Source organism: Pedobacter soli, from assembly GCF_900101435.1.
GTDB lineage: Bacteria > Bacteroidota > Bacteroidia > Sphingobacteriales > Sphingobacteriaceae > Pedobacter > Pedobacter soli.
Genome location: NZ_FMZH01000005.1, coordinates 330910 through 350000 on the forward strand (window position 1 = coordinate 330910; position 19091 = coordinate 350000).

At 37.7% G+C, this 19091-nt stretch carries 19 protein-coding genes; 7 read left to right on the forward strand and 12 right to left on the reverse strand.

All coding sequences use genetic code 11. The features are described 5' to 3' along the window. Positions 1–22: 22 nt before the first annotated feature. The 5 genes from BLR37_RS13410 to BLR37_RS13430 all read left to right on the forward strand — a co-directional run bounded on the left by BLR37_RS13410 (position 23) and on the right by BLR37_RS13430 (position 5771). Positions 23–901, forward strand: a complete 879-nt coding sequence (locus BLR37_RS13410) for a glycosyltransferase family protein (RefSeq protein ID WP_090769337.1) — start codon at positions 23–25, stop codon at positions 899–901. Further along, on the forward strand, positions 902–1888 hold the full coding sequence (locus BLR37_RS13415; RefSeq protein WP_090769339.1) for a glycosyltransferase family 2 protein: 987 nt from the start codon (positions 902–904) through the stop codon (positions 1886–1888). Between the two features lie 129 nt (positions 1889–2017). Next, complete coding sequence (locus BLR37_RS13420) at positions 2018–3835, forward strand: ABC transporter ATP-binding protein (protein ID WP_090769343.1); 1818 nt, start codon at positions 2018–2020, stop codon at positions 3833–3835. Positions 3836–3838: 3 nt separating this feature from the next. Further along, on the forward strand, positions 3839–4780 hold the full coding sequence (locus BLR37_RS13425) for a hypothetical protein (RefSeq protein ID WP_090769345.1): 942 nt from the start codon (positions 3839–3841) through the stop codon (positions 4778–4780). A gap of 19 nt (positions 4781–4799) precedes the next feature. Further along, a complete protein-coding gene (locus BLR37_RS13430) occupies positions 4800–5771 on the forward strand; it encodes a hypothetical protein (RefSeq protein WP_090769347.1) in 972 nt (323 codons plus the stop codon). Positions 5772–5774: 3 nt separating this feature from the next. On the opposite strand, the gene rfaE2 is transcribed toward BLR37_RS13430, so the two are convergent. The 7 genes from rfaE2 to BLR37_RS13465 all read right to left on the reverse strand — a co-directional run bounded on the left by rfaE2 (position 5775) and on the right by BLR37_RS13465 (position 11696). Beyond that, positions 5775–6269, reverse strand: a complete 495-nt coding sequence (gene rfaE2, locus BLR37_RS13435) for a D-glycero-beta-D-manno-heptose 1-phosphate adenylyltransferase (protein WP_090769349.1) — start codon at positions 6267–6269, stop codon at positions 5775–5777. A gap of 8 nt (positions 6270–6277) precedes the next feature. Further along, complete coding sequence (locus BLR37_RS13440) at positions 6278–6841, reverse strand: D-sedoheptulose 7-phosphate isomerase (RefSeq protein WP_090769351.1); 564 nt, start codon at positions 6839–6841, stop codon at positions 6278–6280. A 9-nt stretch (positions 6842–6850) separates the two neighbouring features. Beyond that, the gene (gene rfaE1, locus BLR37_RS13445) at positions 6851–7807 is read right to left on the reverse strand and encodes a D-glycero-beta-D-manno-heptose-7-phosphate kinase (protein WP_143009574.1); all 957 of its coding nucleotides are present in this window, start codon (positions 7805–7807) and stop codon (positions 6851–6853) included. Between the two features lie 68 nt (positions 7808–7875). Next, positions 7876–8964, reverse strand: a complete 1089-nt coding sequence (locus BLR37_RS13450) for an acyltransferase family protein (RefSeq protein WP_090769355.1) — start codon at positions 8962–8964, stop codon at positions 7876–7878. A 131-nt stretch (positions 8965–9095) separates the two neighbouring features. Then, positions 9096–9896 carry a class I SAM-dependent methyltransferase gene (locus BLR37_RS13455; RefSeq protein WP_090769357.1) on the reverse strand — a complete coding sequence of 267 codons (801 nt, stop codon included), beginning with the start codon at positions 9894–9896 and terminating at the stop codon, positions 9096–9098. A gap of 205 nt (positions 9897–10101) precedes the next feature. Beyond that, entirely contained in the window at positions 10102–11400 is a 1299-nt protein-coding gene (locus BLR37_RS13460) for a hypothetical protein (protein ID WP_090769359.1), read from the reverse strand. Between the two features lie 2 nt (positions 11401–11402). Then, entirely contained in the window at positions 11403–11696 is a 294-nt protein-coding gene (locus BLR37_RS13465; protein ID WP_090769361.1) for a hypothetical protein, read from the reverse strand. Between the two features lie 126 nt (positions 11697–11822). Between BLR37_RS13465 and BLR37_RS13470 the strand changes: the two genes are divergently transcribed. Further along, positions 11823–12077 carry a helix-turn-helix transcriptional regulator gene (locus BLR37_RS13470; protein WP_167356606.1) on the forward strand — a complete coding sequence of 85 codons (255 nt, stop codon included), beginning with the start codon at positions 11823–11825 and terminating at the stop codon, positions 12075–12077. Positions 12078–12105: 28 nt separating this feature from the next. Here BLR37_RS13470 and infB read toward each other — a convergent pair whose 3' ends face one another. From infB to BLR37_RS13490, 4 genes are all read right to left on the reverse strand, one after another. Beyond that, complete coding sequence (gene infB / locus BLR37_RS13475; protein ID WP_090769365.1) at positions 12106–15159, reverse strand: translation initiation factor IF-2; 3054 nt, start codon at positions 15157–15159, stop codon at positions 12106–12108. Positions 15160–15219: 60 nt separating this feature from the next. After that, a complete protein-coding gene (gene nusA / locus BLR37_RS13480; RefSeq protein ID WP_039477204.1) occupies positions 15220–16464 on the reverse strand; it encodes a transcription termination factor NusA in 1245 nt (414 codons plus the stop codon). Positions 16465–16466: 2 nt separating this feature from the next. Beyond that, a complete protein-coding gene (gene rimP / locus BLR37_RS13485; protein ID WP_039477203.1) occupies positions 16467–16931 on the reverse strand; it encodes a ribosome assembly cofactor RimP in 465 nt (154 codons plus the stop codon). Positions 16932–17052: 121 nt separating this feature from the next. Continuing rightward, positions 17053–17436: a hypothetical protein gene (locus BLR37_RS13490; RefSeq protein WP_143009575.1), complete on the reverse strand. Its 384-nt coding sequence runs from the start codon at positions 17434–17436 to the stop codon at positions 17053–17055. Positions 17437–17502: 66 nt separating this feature from the next. Between BLR37_RS13490 and BLR37_RS13495 the strand changes: the two genes are divergently transcribed. Further along, a complete protein-coding gene (locus tag BLR37_RS13495; RefSeq protein WP_090769368.1) occupies positions 17503–17850 on the forward strand; it encodes a phage holin family protein in 348 nt (115 codons plus the stop codon). Between the two features lie 60 nt (positions 17851–17910). On the opposite strand, the gene BLR37_RS13500 is transcribed toward BLR37_RS13495, so the two are convergent. Beyond that, the gene (locus BLR37_RS13500; protein WP_090769370.1) at positions 17911–19050 is read right to left on the reverse strand and encodes an acyl-CoA dehydrogenase; all 1140 of its coding nucleotides are present in this window, start codon (positions 19048–19050) and stop codon (positions 17911–17913) included. Positions 19051–19091: the final 41 nt, after the last annotated feature.

A 19091-nucleotide genomic window follows, 5' to 3' on the forward strand; every position in this document is an offset into this window, starting at 1 on the left:
AGGCCATCAACAACAAAACTGAATGAAAGTAACCGGCTTTACCTTTTTAAGAAATGCGATTGTTAACGATTACCCGGCAAAAGAAGCCATACTTTCAGTGCTCCCTTTATGCGATGATTTTATAGTGGCATTAGGAAATTCTACCGATGGAACTTCTGAAATGGTTAAACAGATCGCCCCTGAGAAGATCAGAACGATTGATACCGTTTGGGACGATAGCATTCGCGAAGGCGGGCGCGTTTTTGCCGACGAAACCAATAAGGCCCTCGCCGAAATATCAGCAGATACCGATTGGATGATCTATATCCAGGGAGACGAAGCCATCCACGAGGAATATTTGCCATTAATTAAAAAAGAGATGGAACAGGAGCTTAACAATCCAAATGTTGAGGCCCTGCTTTTAAAATATAAACACTTTTACGCTTCATACGATTACCTGGCTGAATCAAGACGTTGGTACAGAAGAGAGGTACGTATCATTAAAAACCTCCCTGGTGTGCATTCCTACCGGGATGCGCAAGGTTTCAGGATTAACGACCGTAAGCTAAAGGTTAAATTGATTGATGCCTATGTTTATCATTATGGCTGGGTAAAGCCCCCCAAAGGCTTACAAGGAAAAGTGCGTAACTTTAATCAATTCTACCAAACAGAAGAATGGATCGAGGCAAATTATCCCGTTCAGGATACTTTTGATATGCACAATGCCGACCGTTTGGTTCATTTTAAGGGAAGTCACCCCAAAGTAATGCAGACCAGGATTGCTGCTGCAAACTGGAAATTTGAAAAAGACCTGACCAAGGAAACGCCAAAAATGAATTTCAGAAGAAAGCTACTTCAGAAAATTGAAGATTTAACCGGATTACGATTGTTTGAATACCGAAATTATAAAATTGTTAAATAGATGCAGAAAAGTGTTTCTATCGTAATTCCCAATTATAACGGCAAGCATCTGCTGGAAAAGTACCTGCCTTCAGTTTTCATTGCGGCTCAAAATGCCGGAACCGAATTTGAAATTATTGTTATTGATGATGGTTCAAAGGATGACAGTATTTCATTTGTCCAAACGAATTACCCGCAGATAAAATTACTTGTTAATGATCGCAACAGAGGTTTTTCTTATACCTGCAACCACGGTATAGGCGAAGCAAAACATGAACTGATTTTACTTTTAAATTCTGATGTTAAACTTACGCCCAACTATTTTGAACATCAATTTAAATACTTTAACAAGCCCGATACTTTTGGGGTAATGGCTCGCATTATGAGTTTTGATGAATCCAGAATTGAAGATGCCGCCCGTTTGTTGTATTATGGAGGCTGTAGAATAAAGGCTAATAAGTTTTATTATAGCGAAAATCCAACTGATGAAACGGTTTATACGGCTTACCTTTCTGGAGCGAATGCTTTGGTTAATGCCAAAAAACTGAAAGAACTGGGTGGTTTCGATGAAATTTATTCACCCTTCTCTTCAGAAGATTTTGATTTAAGCCTTCGTGCCTGGCAATTGGGATGGAAATGTTATTACGAACATCAGTCGGTTTGTTTCCATCATGTAAGTGGCAGTACCAAAACACAGATCAAATCAGACTTTATCAAAAAAATCTATTATCGTAACCGGTATATCCTTCAAGGCATACACCTACATGGGGCCAGAAAGACTTTATATCCCCTACAACAAATCTTCACTGAACTAATTCCGAAACTATTAACTGGGAAAACCTGGGTTTGGAGCAGTTATCGCGATTATCTGGCGCATAAGCCCCAAATACTGGAAAGCAGAAAAAGATTAACTGTACTCAAACACAAACATCAATCCTTGCTAAAAATAGATGATGTGATGCAAATTATTAACCAATCTGTTACTGCCAAGAAAATTAAGCGATTGTAATTTTAGCGGCGATTAAAGCTCTATTTTGCTAAGGTTTCTTTGAAAAACGTACATTTGCTGAGTTTTAATTAGATTTTTTTCTGGAAGTTAACATTATATCTTCTATCATACATATCCATTTTATATAAAATGAAAACATATTTTCGTTTATTATCATTTGCCAAACCAATTGAAAAGTTTGCAATACCTTATATTATTGCGACACTTTTTGCCATTATTTTCAACACCTTTCTATTTACACTTTTAGGCCCTCTATTAGAAACTTTATTCATAAAAGATGCCCCTACCACACTTTCGAAAGTAAGTTCATCGATAGATTTTATGGCCAGGTTTAGCGAGTACATCAAACATGCGATCACAATTTATGGCAAAACCGGAACCTTAAAAATAGTATGTATTGTGATTTCAATAACGGTTGTGCTGTCAAATCTTTTCCGTTACCTTTCACAAAGGTTTATGGAAGATTTAAGGGTACATACCTTATTAAACCTTAGAAGAACAGTTTTTAATAATGTAATGAACCTTCACGTTGGTTTTTTTAACAATGAACGCAAGGGTGATATCATTTCAAAAGTTGCCTCTGATGTTCAGGTGGTACAATTCACGGTAACTAATACCTTACAGGTTGTTTTTAAAGAGCCATTACAGCTTTTATTTTATGTCGGTGTTCTTGTATCAATATCACTTAAATTAACCTTATTTTCATTACTGGTAATCCCAGTTTCAGGCTTTATTATCAGCAAAATTGTTAAACGTTTAAAACAACAGGCTAAAGAATCACATGAATCTTTTGCTAAAATGCTGGGTTTTTTGGACGAATCTTTAAGTGGGATTAAAATTATAAAAGCTTTTAATGCTACACAACGGATCAAAAATAAATTTGACGAAGAGAACAAATTCTATTCTTTTCTAAACAGAAAAATGGCCAGAAGACAACAACTTGCTTCTCCTGTTTCACAAACTTTAGGGGTATTTGTGGTGGTATTTATTGTACTTTACGGAGGCACCATGATTTTAACAGGTCAAGGAGACTTAACGCCTGCAAAATTTCTGGTATACATTACAACATTCTCTCAAGTAATGCAACCGGTAAAAGCCCTTGCCGATTCATTTAGTGGTATCCACTCTGGTATAGCTGCCGGCGACCGCGTTTTAGACTTAATTGATACCAAACCATTACTGGTTAATGCCCCGGATGCAAAAGTACTTGAAGACTTTAACCATACCATAAACTTTAAAGATGTGTCTTTCAGTTATGGTGAGAAACAAATTCTAAACGGAATTAACTTTGAAATTGAAAAAGGAAAAACCGTTGCACTGGTAGGTCCATCAGGAGGTGGAAAAAGTACCTTGATGGATTTAATTCCACGTTTTCATGATCCCAAATCTGGTTCTATTTCTATAGATGGGAATGATTATAGAAGTCTTACTGCCGAAAGTATCAGAGCTCAAATGGGAACTGTAAATCAGGAGTCTTTTCTATTTAATGATACTATTTTTAACAACATTGCATTTGCCAACCCCAATGCAACAATGGAAGAAGTGATTGCTGCAGCAAAAATTGCCAATGCTCACGATTTTATTGAAAATACCGAAAATGGTTACCAAACTTTTGTGGGCGACCGCGGCAACAGGCTTTCGGGTGGGCAGCGTCAACGTGTATGTATTGCCAGGGCGGTATTGGCCAATCCACCCATTATGCTTTTAGATGAGGCAACTTCTGCATTAGATACCGAATCAGAAAAACTGGTACAGGATGCATTAAACAACTTGATGAGGAACCGCACCTCAATTGTAATTGCCCATCGCTTAAGTACGATACAACATGCCGATAAAATTGTGGTAATTGATAAAGGTAATGTTGTAGAAACCGGGAGTCATGCCGAATTAATACATCAGAACGGCTTATATAAGAGGTTAATAGATATGCAGGCTTTTAACGATTAAACTATGTTTGAGAAAAGAAATCTTATCAGCAAATGGTGGTTAAAATACACCGACAAAAGCGCATATAAAATTTACAAGTGGGAATTAAAGAACTACCATCAACAACAGTTCAACAATCTGTTTACAAGCGGCAATAGATTAAATAGCCTGCCAAAAATCAAATCGATACTAACCGAAACAGATACACTAAATGTAAATCATAGCGGCAATGCCGGCGACGTAATTTATGCTTTACCTACGCTCAAAAAATTACATGAGTTAACAGGCGCTAAGCTAAATCTCTACTTAAGGCTCAATCAACCCTTAATTCTTTCGAGCACATTATCCCATCCTTTAGGAAATGTAATGCTTAATCAAAAAATGGTTAATTTATTATTGCCTTTACTTGAAAAGCAGCCCTATATTAATTTGATTGAACCCTATACCAATCAACACATCCATATAGATCTGGATGTTTTTAGAGCAGGTGTATTTCCGCTCGACCGTGGAAATATAGCCAGATGGTGCGGTTATATTACCGGAGTAAATGCAGATTTATGGTTGCCATGGCTAAGTGTTACGCCACGCCAGGAGTTTAATCAAACTATTCTTTTGGCAAGAAGCGGGCGCTATCAGAATGTTAATCTTGATTTCTCATTTTTAGCTCAGTACAAAAATGTAAAATTCATAGGCGTAGCTTCTGAATATGAAGAGATGAAAAAGCAGATTCCAGACTTAGCGTGGTGTGAGGTAAAAAACTTTTTGGAACTTGCAGAAACCATTGCAGGCTGTAAATTATTTATTGGCAATCAATCTTTTCCTTTCTCAGTTGCCGAAGGACTAAAAGTGCAGCGAATATTAGAGCTGAGTACCGATATTATAAATGTAGTTCCTGAAGGAAAAGGGGGATATGATATCTTATTCCAGGATCATTTCGAAAGTTTGGTGAGTGATTTATCACGTTAAAAACATAGTTAAAGATAAAATGGGCAAAGAATTTAAGAAGCTGAATAAAATAGCCGGTCTATATTTAAAACTTACCGATAAACCTAAATACATCGTCTATAAGCACAAGCTTAAAGAGTATAAAACAAATAAGAAACGACAGGATAAGATAAATCTGTTTACAGCAGAAAATAATTTCCTGAACCCTGATCAGATTATTGCCTTGGCAAAGCAAAACGGAGAACTGAACATTGTGCATAGCGGAAATGCAGGCGATATTATTTATGCACTACCTACCATAAAAGCTATCACAAAATTAATCAGCGAACCAGTAAATCTTTATCTTCTTATAGATCAGCCACACAATTTACATCCGCTCTACACCCATCCGTTGGGCAATGTTACATTGAATAAAAAAATGGCAGAAATGCTTATCCCATTGATTTTAGAGCAGGATTACATCAACGGTTGTTCAATTTATCAAAATGAAGAAATTCATTTAAAATTGGATCTATTCAGGAAACTTCCGATATGGTTGGACAAAGGAAACATTATTAAATGGTACGCCTACACTACCGGTGTAGTTCCTACTGTAAACGAACCATGGATCAGAGTTATTGCTAATCAAAAGTTTTCAAAGGAGATTGTACTGGCTAGAAGTACACGTTACCGTAACCCGCATATTAGCTACGATTTTTTGAAACAATATCCCAATATCACTTTTTTAGGTGTGGAGTCTGAATTTCAGGATATGCAAAAAGAATTACCGCATATAAAATTTCAGCCTGTTAATGATTTTAAACAAATGGCACAAGTTATTGCAGGCTCCGCCTTTTTTATCGGAAACCAATCTTTCCCATATTCGATTGCAGAAGCACTCAAAATTCCCCGGATTTTGGAAACGAGTTTTGAAACACCAAATGTAATTCCGGATGGTGAGAACGGACACGACTTCTATTTACAAGCACATTTTGAGTGGACAGTAAAAAAGTTGGTTGAGAATCTGGTTTAAAGATTATCGACCAGAAATTTTTTGAATAAGAGAAGTAGATGAATAACCGTTAATAAAATCCACGATATTTACCACTCCACCATTGTCGATCACCTCTTTTGCACCAACAATATTCTCAACAAGGTAATCTCCCCCTTTTACCAATACATCGGGCATCACTGTTGTAATGAGATTCAGCGGAGTATCTTCTTCAAAAACCACAACCGCATCAACAAAGAACAGAGAAGCAAGCATTAAAGCCCTGCTATCGGCTTTGTTAATCGGTCTGCTTTCGCCTTTTAGCCTTTTAACCGAGCTATCAGCATTAAGCCCGATTATTAATTTATCGCCAAAAGATGCAGCTTTTAACAAGTAGCTTAAATGGCCTATATGCAGCAGGTCAAAACAGCCATTGGTAAATACCAGTTTTAACCCTTGTGCTTTCCATGTTGCGAGTTTTGACGTTAATTGATCACCGCTTAAAACCTTTTCAGCCTGAAGCTCATTTAAAGTTTCCATATATCTTATTAATAAATTGCGTCTACCTCACTACAGATAATATGTCCGATTAATATATGCATTTCCTGAATTCTTGCAGTAACCGGAGAAGGAACGACAATATTAGGGCTACAGTACTCATTCATTTCTCCGCCATCGCGCCCGCTCAATCCAATAGTATGGCAGCCTATGGTTTTTCCCAGTTTCAACGCTCTGATCACATTCTCACTATTGCCACTGGTAGAAATGCCGATCAGCACATCACCTGCATTGGCCAATCCCTCTACCTGACGTTCGAAAACACGCTCAAAACCATAATCATTGCCAATAGCTGTCAATGCTGATGTATCTGTTGTCAAAGCGATAGCTGGCAAAGATTTCCGTTCCTTAAAAAACCTGCCTGTAAACTCAGCAGCTATATGTTGTGCATCTCCTGCACTACCACCATTTCCAAATAACAGTACTTTATTTCCGCTTTTGATACAATCCGTAATAATTTTACACGCCTGGGCAATTTTATCCTCAAGCTTTTCTGCAGATTGTTTTGCAACTTCAAGATGCTCTACAAATAAGTTTTTAATCTGGTCTTGCATTTCTATAATTTAAATAGTTGGGAATTTTTCTTCTATTTCTTCATAACTGGCCACTGCGCTTCCAACTTTACTCACTACTATGGCAGCAGCATGATTGGCAAAATCACAAGCTTCAGTAAGCGATTTATTTGACGCAATTGAAACACCGATGGAAGCCAACACGGTATCCCCAGCCCCGGTTACATCAATAACATCTAAAGCCTTCGTTTGGATCAGGTTTAACTTGCCGGCTGAAAAGGATGCAATCCCTTCTTCAGACAAAGTAATCACAACCTCATCACACTGTGTAATGTTTTGAAGCATTATGCAGGCTTCCAATAAAGTCTCTTGATTATTGATTTCAATACCTGTTGCCAAAACAGCCTCTTTTTTATTGGGTTTTATAATATTCACCCCTTTATATTTAGAGAAATCGGTTCCTTTAGGATCTAGTAATGTTTTCTTTCCGTTAGCTTTACAAACTGCAAATATCTTTTCTAAAAATGACGGGGTAAGCAAACCCTTGTTGTAATCCGAGATCAAGATAATATCATAATAACCGATCCTATCATTAATACTGACTAAGAGTTGGGCTTCTATTTCTTGCTCGATTTTGATCGTATTTTCACGATCCAGCCTGATAAGATGATGATTAGATGCAAGCACTCTCGACTTTACAGTGGTGCAGCGGTTGGGATCCTTAGCTATCCCAGCAGTGCCAATTCCTAAACCCCGTAACTGACTGAGGATCAGATCTCCATAGTTATCCTCTCCAATAACAGATATAATCTCTACTTCACAATTAAAAGAAATAAGATTTTTAATTACATTTCCCGCACCGCCCAGTGTATACTCTTCTTTCCCCACCTCAACCACCTGAACAGGTGCTTCTGGTGATATTCTATTACATTTACCATAAATATAATGGTCGATCATGATATCACCGATTACCAGCACTTTTATCATTGCACTACTATAATTCTTCAATTTTCCGAAAATAAACTATTTTAATCGACAAAAATACGCTTATATTCTTGAGTATAAAAATGCTTTCCCTATCTTCCTACTAACCAACTTGCTTTTGTCCTGTTAATGCCCATAACAATCAAATACGTAAGGATATAAACAATTACAAACCTTCCAAACTGGTACAACACCAGTTCGCCCAATGAGAGCGTGGCGACACTAAATTTTAACGATACAAATATCATTGGCAGCAATGATGCAACTAAAATAAAGTGTATCAGATAGACACCAAAAGTGGTTTCGCGGGGTTTTAAAAAGCTGATTACCTTTATTTCTTTAATTTTATATAAAAGTGCAAAGCAAAGTAATGAATAAATAATATTCGTAATCCTTAAAGTATTATAAGGATCGGTACTTTTAACAGTCGTTAAATACAGTTCTTCTTTCGTTCCAAGTACAAAGAAGACCAACAAAAGGAATATGATTAAAAGGTAAGGCACCTTATTCATAAAAACATCAAACTGTTTAAGATTCTTATTAATCTGGGCCCCTAGCCATAAAAAGAAAATAAAGCCAAAAAGTGCAACAGAATGCCTCGGCTCTATCCATTCAAAATAGATATTTACGGTATAGAATAAGGTTAGCAAGAGCAATATTGCACCAAATAAGTTAGAATAAAGGTATTTTCTAAATAGTAATAAAATACCAATGCATATTAAAAAATTAGGAATAAACCAGAAATTACTAAAAAGATATACAGCCCTAAGGTGTTCCATAAAATCAGCTGCGTAATTGGGCCCAAAATCTCCTCCGCTAAATTTAACAGCCTTCACCAGGTCGTTCGCCAACATGGTTAAGAGAAATACAACAGACCAAAAAAACCAAGGCCCAATAGTTGTCCCCATTCTTCTTTTCATGTACTCTGCGGGTGTATACACCATAAACTTTTCTCCAATCAGAAACCCTGCCAGGAGAAAAAAGCATATTGTTCCAAACTTGATTAATTGAGTCCATGCGCAAACAATGAGGATACCAAGTTTATCTGTTGGATGATAAATATCTAAAGAAATAGCATGTTCCATCACAATAGTAATCATGGCAATGCAGCGAATACCATCAATAAAATTAAAATTTTTGTTGTTTTTTTTTGTTGCCGTCCCTAATTCTTTGCTTTCCATTCCAGGTATAATATATAATCCGCTAATATCAACAAATTAGAATTTTAGTTAAACAAATCCAGATTTTTTAACATATAAGTATGGGAAATATTACATTGCGCTCAAGTAATCTGTTTAATGATTTGAAAAAGTTAAACGATGCTATTTTTTATAAAATCCCAATCGTGGTGAAGCAATGACTCTCTTTCCGGATTGTTTCTCCTGAAATACCGATCTAATTTTGCTTTGATTTTCTTAATCAAATAAGGAAGTTCTTCTTCTTGAAAAGGATTTTTTTTCAGTGTAGTTTTTGTAAAGAGGTGAGTACTCTGTTCATCTGTATAAAAATTATAGCCAAACTTATCCGCCAGGTACTGTAAGGATGCAATTGTATAAAAAGCAATATGCTGACCCGTTTCCGGGCTTATATACCACCAATCTTTAAACTGTTGTGGTATAATTTCAGTCGTAAATAACAAGTTATTACTATAAGTCAGGATCCGCTCAATATCCTGAACAGGATTGACCAGGTGCTCAAATATTTCAAAAGCAGTAACAAGCTCAAAATCTGGCGCTGCATTAACATTTTCCAAATCAAAATACTCTGCAAATATATTTTCACAATACCGATCAGTATGATAAAAATCGAAGCCCTTATCACGCATCATCCTTGTAAATAAGCCATAGCCTCCAGCATAATCTAGAAACCTGGCATCGGCATTAAAATATTTAGTAATAATCCTTGATGCGCTGTTCCTTAATCCCTCATTTCGCATTACCAAGCCCACATCTAATTTAGTTATCGCTGATGAATAAGCTTCATCCAGCCAATAAGGTTCTTCAGTTTGAACGAAACCTGTTTCCAGGCATTGGTAATAATCAATATCGTACTTATTTAATATTCTTTGTTTAAAGAAGTATTCAGTTGGTCCACCGGTAATTTTACTCATCATTATACAAATCTACTGTTTTAATTAATAACCTTCCGATATAAAAAAGAGCACTTCATTAAACCATTAAAGCCAGAAGAGTTTAAATCTTCTGGCTTCAGTTCATTTAGAAATATATGAGTTATATCTTAACAACTTATTTGAATGCATAAAAGGCAATTCTTTCTTTTTTTAAATTATAACCCTTCCTTGCACAGATTAGCATTTTCTAATGATTGTATTGAAGCATCCAAAATTTAACACCCTCATTAACATAGCCTCCATAGGTAGAATTTACATTATTGTAATAATGATCTCCGTTAACCGAAGCATAATAGCTGTAGATAGGAGTTGTTCCGGGGGCTCCGGCATTAGGATAAACATAACCAACAATACCTTCGTATACATAATTATTATAGTTCTGCTTAACTGTTGTGTAATAATGATCTTTTGCTATTGAAACAGAAGTATAATATCTGTAAAGCGGGATAGTTCCAGGTTTTTGTATAGTATGAACATAGCCCAATATCTTTTCATAAGTAAATCCCGGTCTATCCTTTTTTAAAGTTGTGTAAAAATGGTCACCATTTGTACTGTAATATTGATACAATTCCATTGTGTCTTCTTCAGGTAATGGATAAGTTGTTGGTTGTGGGTTTTGAAGAATATAAAATTGTATACCTAAAAAATCATATCCTGAAAAGCCTCCAGGTCCATCAAACCAATAGATATCACCACCAATTGAAGTTTGATGGTGATATATTGGTATTGTTTTACTAACCTGATTTAGATAAATATATCCCAAAAGTCCATCATAATTATAGCCTATGTAGGGAGAAGAAGGAATGATAGAATATGCATAATAATTCGGCCCTTTAAACCTATACATTGGGGAAGTACCTGGTTGTGGGGATGTAAAAACATAACCTAAAATTCTTGAAAAAACGTAACCACTGTAATTTTTATATTCTGTAGAATAAAAGTGACTATTTAGAGTTGCACTATAGAACTCAAAAAGAGGGATAGAACCATTAACCGGAACAGTAAAAGGAGGAGGAGTTGCTGGAAGCTCTGAATCACCTGGACTGGAAGCCTGGTTCGATATAGTAATTGAATACGCTAGAGTAGATAAATTCTCAGACAAGATAGTTCCATTTAAATTATAAATAGTAAATTTTAAATAGACTTTTCCTGAAGTTTGACTTGTAGTTAGTTTACCAGAAACTTCTGACATCCATGAGGTCTCATTTGACCAAGATCCTTTATATACAGATTCTGCACTTATAGTTGTTTCAACTCCTCCTTCTACATACACTAATTTCACATTAATTGGATTCCCGTTTGAACTTGTTCTTACGAAGCCGAAATTACCTGAAATAGCAACGCCATTTGGTGAGTATATTTTACCTTCACTAAGATATTCATTTTTAATCGAAAAATCATTTAAACTAACTCCCAAAGTCTGAGCTTGAGATTTTAAATTGAGCATTAATAAAACAGATGCCAAAAGAAAAATAATCCTTCTCATAATTATTTCCCAATTTTTAAATGATATTCAGCTGCTCTTGAATAAAGGGTATCAATTTCATCTCTATTAATTTCAAAATCTTTAAAGACAAATATCTCTTTAACAGCATCATATTTAATCTTATCAACTGGAATATTCCAGACCTTAGAGATATACACCTCTAATCTTTCAATTTTTGTTACTTCTGATTTAATTTCTTCAACTTTCTCCAAATTTTTCTTGCAGCTTTGTAGAGAGCCAACGAGTATACAACTTAAGAGTATTATCAATTTCCCACTTTTAACCCAGTTTTTCATAAATATTTTTTCTTCAAATAGACAAAGAAAAAATGTTAATTTTGACAATCCCTTGTTATCATTATTTACTTATTATTTATACTAAAAGTGAATAATTAAACCACATATTCGTTAATGCCTCTCCACATGTTAGATATAGGGAATACCTTAAGAAGGTATAGAGATAAATATAATTACACGCAACAGTATGTTGCAGATATAATTGGGATAAGCAGGGTTGCTTATCGAAAATGGGAAAATAACGAGGTTGATTTTGCCATATCACAATTAGGCAAAGTGGCTGAACTCTATGAAGTTTCTATTCCAGAAATTATCATTCAATCAGATTTTCAAAAAAAACAAAAAATTCCTCTTAACCGCAAAGGGCATCAATGTTATTGATGCCCTCGCTTATTATTGAGTAAAAAACTTACAGTTTTCTCGCTACTTCAACTTGTTCGTAAGCTTCTACGATATCGCCAACTTCGATGTTGTTAAAGTTCTGGATATTTAAACCACACTCGTAACCTTTCGATACTTCTTTTACATCATCTTTAAAGCGCTTTAATGAGGCTAATTCACCGGTGTAAATTACCACACCATCACGTACTACACGTACTTTACTGTTACGGGTAATTTTACCATCCAATACCATACAACCTGCAATGGTACCCACTTTAGTGATTTTGAAAGTTTCGCGGATCTCTACGTTAGCCACAATTTTCTCTTCAAATTCCGGATCTAACATACCCTCCATTGCCGATTTAATCTCGTTGATTGCGTCGTAAATGATAGAATATAAACGGATATCGATTTGCTCAGCTTCGGCCAGTTTACGTGCCCCTGTTGACGGACGTACCTGGAAACCAATGATGATCGCATCAGAAGCCGAAGCCAACAATACATCGGATTCTGAAATCTGCCCAACACCTTTGCTGATTACATTGATCTGGATCTGCTCGGTAGATAGTTTCAGTAATGAATCTGATAAGGCTTCGATAGAACCATCCACATCACCTTTAACGATGATATTAAGCTCTTTAAAGTTACCGATTGCCAAACGACGACCAATCTCATCCAAAGTAATGTGTTTCTGCGTACGTAAGCCCTGCTCGCGTTGTAACTGCATCCGTTTGTTTGCAATATCACGTGCTTCGGTTTCGCTTTCTAGAGCATTAAATCTATCGCCTGCTGTAGGCGCACCCTGCATACCCAAAACCTGTACTGGTTGTGATGGGCCTGCTGAATCTACCTTAGCACCACGCTCGTTGGTTAACGCTTTTACACGTCCGCTGTAGCTACCCGCTAAAATTGGATCTCCAACCTTTAAGGTACCACCCTGAACAAGTACTGTAGTTACAATACCACGTCCTTTATCTAATGCCGATTCGATTACCGTACCTGTAGCACGTTTGTTCGGATTGGCTTTCAATTCTAATAACTCGGCTTCTAATAATACTTTATCTAAAAGTAAATCAACATTTAAGCCGCTTTTGCTCGAAATTTCCTGCGATTGGTATTTACCACCCCAGTCTTCAACCAAAATATTCATTACCGATAACTGCTCACGTACTTTATCTGCGTTTGCACCCGGCTTATCTACTTTGGTGAATGCAAATACCAATGGTACACCTGCTGCCTGTGCGTGGTTAATCGCCTCTTTTGTTTGAGGCATCACCGCATCATCCGCAGCAATTACAATAATGGCAATATCGGCTGCCTTAGCACCACGTGCACGCATCGCGGTAAAGGCTTCGTGACCCGGAGTATCTAAGAAAGTTACTTTTTTACCAGAAGGAGTAGTTACCATGTAGGCACCAATGTGTTGAGTAATACCACCCGCCTCTCCAGCTACCACATTTGCTTTACGGATATAATCCAGCAATGAGGTTTTACCATGATCTACGTGACCCATGATGGTAACAACCGGAGCTCTTTCGATTAAATCTTCTTCGTTATCTTCTTCCTCAATGATATTGTCTTCTTCTTCATCTGGTTTAACGAATTGGATTTCGTAACCAAACTCATCGGCAACAATGGTTAAGGTTTCAGCATCTAAACGCTGGTTAATGGAAACGAACATACCCAAGCTCATACAGGTTCCAATAATTTTGGTTACCGGTACATCCATCATGTTCGCCAGCTCATTAGCCGTAACAAATTCTGTTACTTTTAATATTTTCGATTGCGATTCAAGCTCATTTGCTGCTTCTTCTGCGTTACTTGCTACATCATCACGTTTCTGACGACGTAATTTAGCACGCTGCGCAAATTTACCAGATTTACCTGCTCCGCTTAAACGGGCAAGTGTTGCTTTAATCTGATCTTGAATTTCTTTCTCTGTAGGTTCTTCTTTAGGTCCGCTTGGTGCAGCATTTCTATTCTGGAAACCTGGTCTGTTGTTATTTCTGTTGCCCTGGTAAGGCGTACCGCCTTGTCCGGCTGGCCTGTTACCCTGGTATGGCGTACCACCACCCGGCCTGTTACCTTGATAAGGCTGACGAGGCTGACCTGGTGCACCACCCTGACCTGCAGGATGCTGTCCTTGCTGTCCCTGACCACCATGTTGACCTGGCTGCCCTGGCGCTCCAGGAGTTTTTTTGCGTTTACGCTTACGTTTGGCTGCTTCGCTATCGCTAGATGAAGCAACCGGACCGTTTCTGCGATCTGGCGTAGTTGGTAAAACAATTTTACCAATAATATTCGGGCCGGTTAATTTAACCGTACGTGCCTTAATTACTTCAGGCTCGCTGCTTGCTGGTTTAGCATCAGCTGGTTTTTCTTCAGCTTTAGGCTGCTCTACTGGTTTTACCGGCTCTGGTGCTTTTGCAACAGGTGCAGCTGCTACAGGAGCAGGCGCCGGAGTTTCTGCTTTCTTAACCTCAACCGGTTTTTCTTCAGCTTTGGGCTGCTCTACCGGTTTTACTGGTTCCGGAGCCTTTTCTACTGGTGCTGGTGCAGGTGTTTCTTCTTTCTTAACCGGACGTGTTTTTGAGTTAAGATCGTTTAAATCGATCTTGCCAACAATTTTGACGCCAGGTAAAGCGCTTTCATCAGCCTTTTCTTCAGCTTTTGGTGTTGCAACCGGTGCTGCTGCCGCAGGGGTTGGTGCCGGCGTTTCTACCTTAGGTGTTTCAACAACCTTTGGTTTTTCTACCGGTGGAGTAAATGATTGAGCATTTTTAATTAAAATCTCTTCATTTTTCTCAAAATCGGTATTCTTTTTCGGCGCTTCTACTGGCTTTTCAGTTTCAGGCTCGTCGCGACGTATTTTACCAATCACTATTTGTTTGGCTTCTTCTCTTACGATCTTATCTCCCTGATACTCTTTCAATAAGGCATTATACATCTCACCCGTAAGTTTAAACATAGGGCTCTTCTCGGCAGAGAAGCCCTTTTTGTTTAAAAACTCAACGGCCGTACCCATGCCTATATTAAGTTCTTTAATAGCTTTAATTAAAATGATTGGTTTGTCGTCTGACATTTAGCTCCTGTTATTTTTTATAATAAAACAAAAGTAGTGTTTATTTGGCAATTACACCACTTATTCAAATTCTGACTGTAAAATCTGAACCACTTCCTTAATGGTTTCTTCTTCTAAGTCGGTGCGTTTTACCAAATCTTCTACTGTAAGTGCTAAAACACTCTTAGCAGTATCGCACCCGATAGCCTTTAATTCATCAATAATCCAGCTATCAATCTCATCTGAGAATTCTTCTAAATCCACATCCTCGTCGTTCTCTTCACCAGCTTCGCGGTAAACATCAATTTCGTAACCGGTTAATTTACCAGCCAGTTTAATGTTATGTCCGCCACGTCCGATTGCCAATGAAACCTGATCTGGTTTTAAGTAAACCGATGCATGTTTGGTTTCATCATCCAATTTAATAGAAGTGATTTTAGCCGGGCTTAAAGCACGGGTAATGTATAATGAGATGTTGTTTGTGAAGTTAATCACATCAATATTTTCGTTTTTCAATTCGCGAACGATACCATGGATACGAGATCCTTTCATACCCACACAAGCTCCTACCGGATCAATACGGTCATCGTATGATTCTACAGCAACTTTAGCACGCTCTCCTGGTTCACGAACAATTTTCTTAACGGTAATTAAACCATCAAAAATTTCAGGAACCTCAAGCTCGAACAAACGCTGTAAAAACTCAGGTGCAGTTCTCGAAATGATAATTTTTGGATTGGCATTGATCATTTCTACTTTAGAGATTACTGCTTTTACAGCATCGCCTTTTTTGAAATAATCTGCAGGAATCTGCTCAGTTTTAGGCATTAAAAGTTCGTTACCTTCATCATCTAAAACCAAAGTTTCCTTTTTCCAAACCTGATAAACCTCGCCGGTTACAATTTCACCAACGCGATCTTTATATTTTTTGAAAATCTCATCTTTCTCTAATTCCAATACTTTAGAAACGAGTGTTTGGCGTGCTGCTAAAATCGCTCTGCGACCAAAGCTTTCTAAAGTGATTTGCTCAATATAATCGTCGCCAACTTCTAAAGTCGGGTCAAGTTTGTGTACATCAGCAAGTTCGATTTCCAGATCATCATCTTCAGAGAAGCCATCTTCCATTACTTTTCTTGTTCTCCAGATCTCCAAATCCCCGTTATCCGGGTTTACAATTACATCACAGTTTTCGTCTGTTCCGTATTTTTTACGCAACATGCTACGAAAAACCTCTTCCAGCACACTGATCACCGTTGGGCGATCTATATTTTTGAAATCTTTGAACTCTTGAAAAGAGTCGATCAAATTAATTGTTGTAGTACTCATTCTTACTTAAATGAAATTAACACACTTGTTTCTAATATATCATTAAACGGAACAGTTGTTTGAACCGCTACCGCCTTTTTCCCTTTTTCTTTTACCGATTCTTCAATCAGCAAATCATTTTCTGTAACTGATAGCAGTTTACCTTCTTTTTTTAAGCCATCTTTTAGCTTAACGCTTAAAGTACGACCAACATTTTTGCTGTATTGGCGAACAAGCTTTAAAGGCTCGCCAACTCCCGGCGAAGAAACTTCCAGGTTATAAGCCTGCTCAATTGCATTTTCTTCTTCGAGATGAAAACCAACATGCCTGCTAATGGCCACACAATCCTGGATACTAATACCTTCGTCGCCATCAACATGGATAATTAATTTATTGTTTGGCAACATTTTCACATCAACCAGAAATAACTCCGGCCGATCTGCAATTTTTTCCTCAACGAGGGCTGCAACTCTCTTTTCTACCTGCATATTTTAACCTGATTTCATAGAAAAAGGGGACACTGTCCCCTTCTCTTTTCTTCGATTACGATGCAAATGTAGTAATTTTTTAGACAAAATCAAACACCTGCACCAATTATTATGCTGATTATTACCGCTTAAGTGTTTGTCGCTGTGCCTGTAAGTTCTGTTTTGCTGTTCCCGAGATCAAATTACCTACCGTGGCAAACTTTACGCCGATATAACTTTCTACCACATAGCTTTTACCTTTCACAAATGCGCTATCGGGATTAAAAACCAATGAATCGCCGGCAATGCTAATCTTTCCTGGCACTTCGAGTTCATCTTGTAAACTATCCAGTTCCCCGGGTTTAAGCAATACTGTAACCATATTAATGGTATCAGCATTGGCTTTATAGGCATTTTTAACCTGCAAAAGACTGGCCTCATCAATATTTTTAATTATTATTGAGGTGCTATCGCCAGAAAACTGAATAATTGGCCTGTTGTTTGTATTTGAACAGGAAATTGCCAAAAACACAACAATAAGCAAGGCTGAGTATTTAGAAAAGCATTTTAACATTCACAAAAATAAACAATTATGAGATTTATCATCGAAATCCTTTTAACGGGACTTGCCTTTTTTATCGGCGCCAGCTTCTTAGTACCAGGTGTACATATTGATAGCTATGGCAGTGCGATTATCGCCTCTGTTTTAATTGCCCTGGCCAACGCTACCATTGGCTTTATATTAAGGCTGCTAACTTTTCCCATTAATTTCCTTACCCTGGGTTTGGTTTCATTTATCATCACCGTGTTAATGGTATTATTGGTTGATAACATGATGACTTCTTTTAACACATCGGGTTTTATCTCTGCAGCTTTTTTGGCCATTATTGTAGCTTTATTGAAAGCGATTTTTAATGCTATTGCAGGAGAAAAGGAATAATCCAGCTTTCAGTTGGCAGTTTCCAATTCAAACTGCCAACTAATAACTGCCAATTGTAAACTATCTGATTACCTCTCTTGAGATCACCATCTTCTGTATTTCAGATGTACCTTCGTAAATCTGGGTAATTTTCGCATCGCGCATTAAACGCTCTACATGGTATTCTTTTACAAAACCATAACCACCGTGTATCTGAACGGCCTCTATGGTTACATCCATTGCCACTTTCGAAGCATACAATTTGGCCATTGAGCCTGCCTGTGTGTATGGAAGTCCCTGGCTTTTTAACCAGGCGGCTTTATAAACCAGTAAGCGTGCAGCCTCGATCTGGGTAGCCATATCGGCCAGTTTAAAGGCAATGGCCTGGTGCTCTGCAATTGGTTTGCCAAAAGTTTTACGTTCTTTAGCATATTGCGTAGCCAGTTCAAAAGCCCCCTGAGCAATACCCAATGCCTGGGCTGCAATACCAATACGCCCGCCTTCCAGTGTTTTCATGGCAAAGGTAAACCCAAATCCATCCTCACCAATTCTATTTTCTTTGGGCACTTTAACGTCATTAAACATCAGCGAGTGCGTATCTGAGCCCCTGATGCCCAGTTTATTTTCTTTAGGCCCTACGGTAAAACCTTCCATTCCCTTTTCAACAATAAAGGCATTTATCCCTTTATGCTTTAATTCAGGGTGCGTTTGTGCAATAACCAGATAAGTTGATGCTGTACTGCCGTTGGTAATCCAGTTTTTGGTACCGTTAAGCAAATAATAATCGCCTTTATCTTCGGCTGTAGTGCGCTGCGAAGTGGCATCAGATCCAGCTTCGGGTTCAGACAAACAGAAAGCCCCGATTTGCTCGCCGGCAGCCAGGGGTTTCAAATATTTCTCCTTTTGCGCCTCACTTCCATAAGCCTCAAGGCCATAACATACCAGCGAGTTGTTTACGGATACAACAACAGAAGCAGAGGCATCTATTTTAGACAGCTCTTCCATTACCAAAACGTAAGAAATAGCGTCTAAACCACTGCCATTGTACTTCGGATCGACCATCATCCCCAGAAAGCCGAGTTCGCCTAATTTCTTCACCTGCTCGGCCGGAAATTTTTGATGCTCATCTCTTTCAATTACTCCTGGTTTTAGTTCATGCTGGGCAAAATCGCGCGCAGCCTGCTGTATCATGATCTGTTCTTCACTTAATTCAAAATGCATAACAATTATGTATAAAAGGTTAGTAAATCAAATGTATGATT

What these genes read in the sequence shown, in the direction of transcription:
- BLR37_RS13410 (WP_090769337.1), top strand. Translation starts at nt 23, where the DNA reads ATGAAAGTAACCGGCTTTACCTTTTTAAGAAATGCGATTGTTAACGAT.
- BLR37_RS13430 (WP_090769347.1), top strand. Translation starts at nt 4,800, where the DNA reads ATGGGCAAAGAATTTAAGAAGCTGAATAAAATAGCCGGTCTATATTTA.
- BLR37_RS13425 (WP_090769345.1), top strand. Translation starts at nt 3,839, where the DNA reads ATGTTTGAGAAAAGAAATCTTATCAGCAAATGGTGGTTAAAATACACC.
- BLR37_RS13500 (WP_090769370.1), bottom strand. Translation starts at nt 19,050, where the DNA reads ATGCATTTTGAATTAAGTGAAGAACAGATCATGATACAGCAGGCTGCG.
- BLR37_RS13415 (WP_090769339.1), top strand. Translation starts at nt 902, where the DNA reads ATGCAGAAAAGTGTTTCTATCGTAATTCCCAATTATAACGGCAAGCAT.
- BLR37_RS13465 (WP_090769361.1), bottom strand. Translation starts at nt 11,696, where the DNA reads ATGAAAAACTGGGTTAAAAGTGGGAAATTGATAATACTCTTAAGTTGT.
- BLR37_RS13455 (WP_090769357.1), bottom strand. Translation starts at nt 9,896, where the DNA reads ATGATGAGTAAAATTACCGGTGGACCAACTGAATACTTCTTTAAACAA.
- nusA (WP_039477204.1), bottom strand. Translation starts at nt 16,464, where the DNA reads ATGAGTACTACAACAATTAATTTGATCGACTCTTTTCAAGAGTTCAAA.
- infB (WP_090769365.1), bottom strand. Translation starts at nt 15,159, where the DNA reads ATGTCAGACGACAAACCAATCATTTTAATTAAAGCTATTAAAGAACTT.
- BLR37_RS13470 (WP_167356606.1), top strand. Translation starts at nt 11,823, where the DNA reads ATGTTAGATATAGGGAATACCTTAAGAAGGTATAGAGATAAATATAAT.
- BLR37_RS13440 (WP_090769351.1), bottom strand. Translation starts at nt 6,841, where the DNA reads ATGCAAGACCAGATTAAAAACTTATTTGTAGAGCATCTTGAAGTTGCA.
- BLR37_RS13450 (WP_090769355.1), bottom strand. Translation starts at nt 8,964, where the DNA reads ATGGAAAGCAAAGAATTAGGGACGGCAACAAAAAAAAACAACAAAAAT.
- rimP (WP_039477203.1), bottom strand. Translation starts at nt 16,931, where the DNA reads ATGCAGGTAGAAAAGAGAGTTGCAGCCCTCGTTGAGGAAAAAATTGCA.
- BLR37_RS13420 (WP_090769343.1), top strand. Translation starts at nt 2,018, where the DNA reads ATGAAAACATATTTTCGTTTATTATCATTTGCCAAACCAATTGAAAAG.
- BLR37_RS13460 (WP_090769359.1), bottom strand. Translation starts at nt 11,400, where the DNA reads ATGAGAAGGATTATTTTTCTTTTGGCATCTGTTTTATTAATGCTCAAT.
- rfaE2 (WP_090769349.1), bottom strand. Translation starts at nt 6,269, where the DNA reads ATGGAAACTTTAAATGAGCTTCAGGCTGAAAAGGTTTTAAGCGGTGAT.
- BLR37_RS13495 (WP_090769368.1), top strand. Translation starts at nt 17,503, where the DNA reads ATGAGATTTATCATCGAAATCCTTTTAACGGGACTTGCCTTTTTTATC.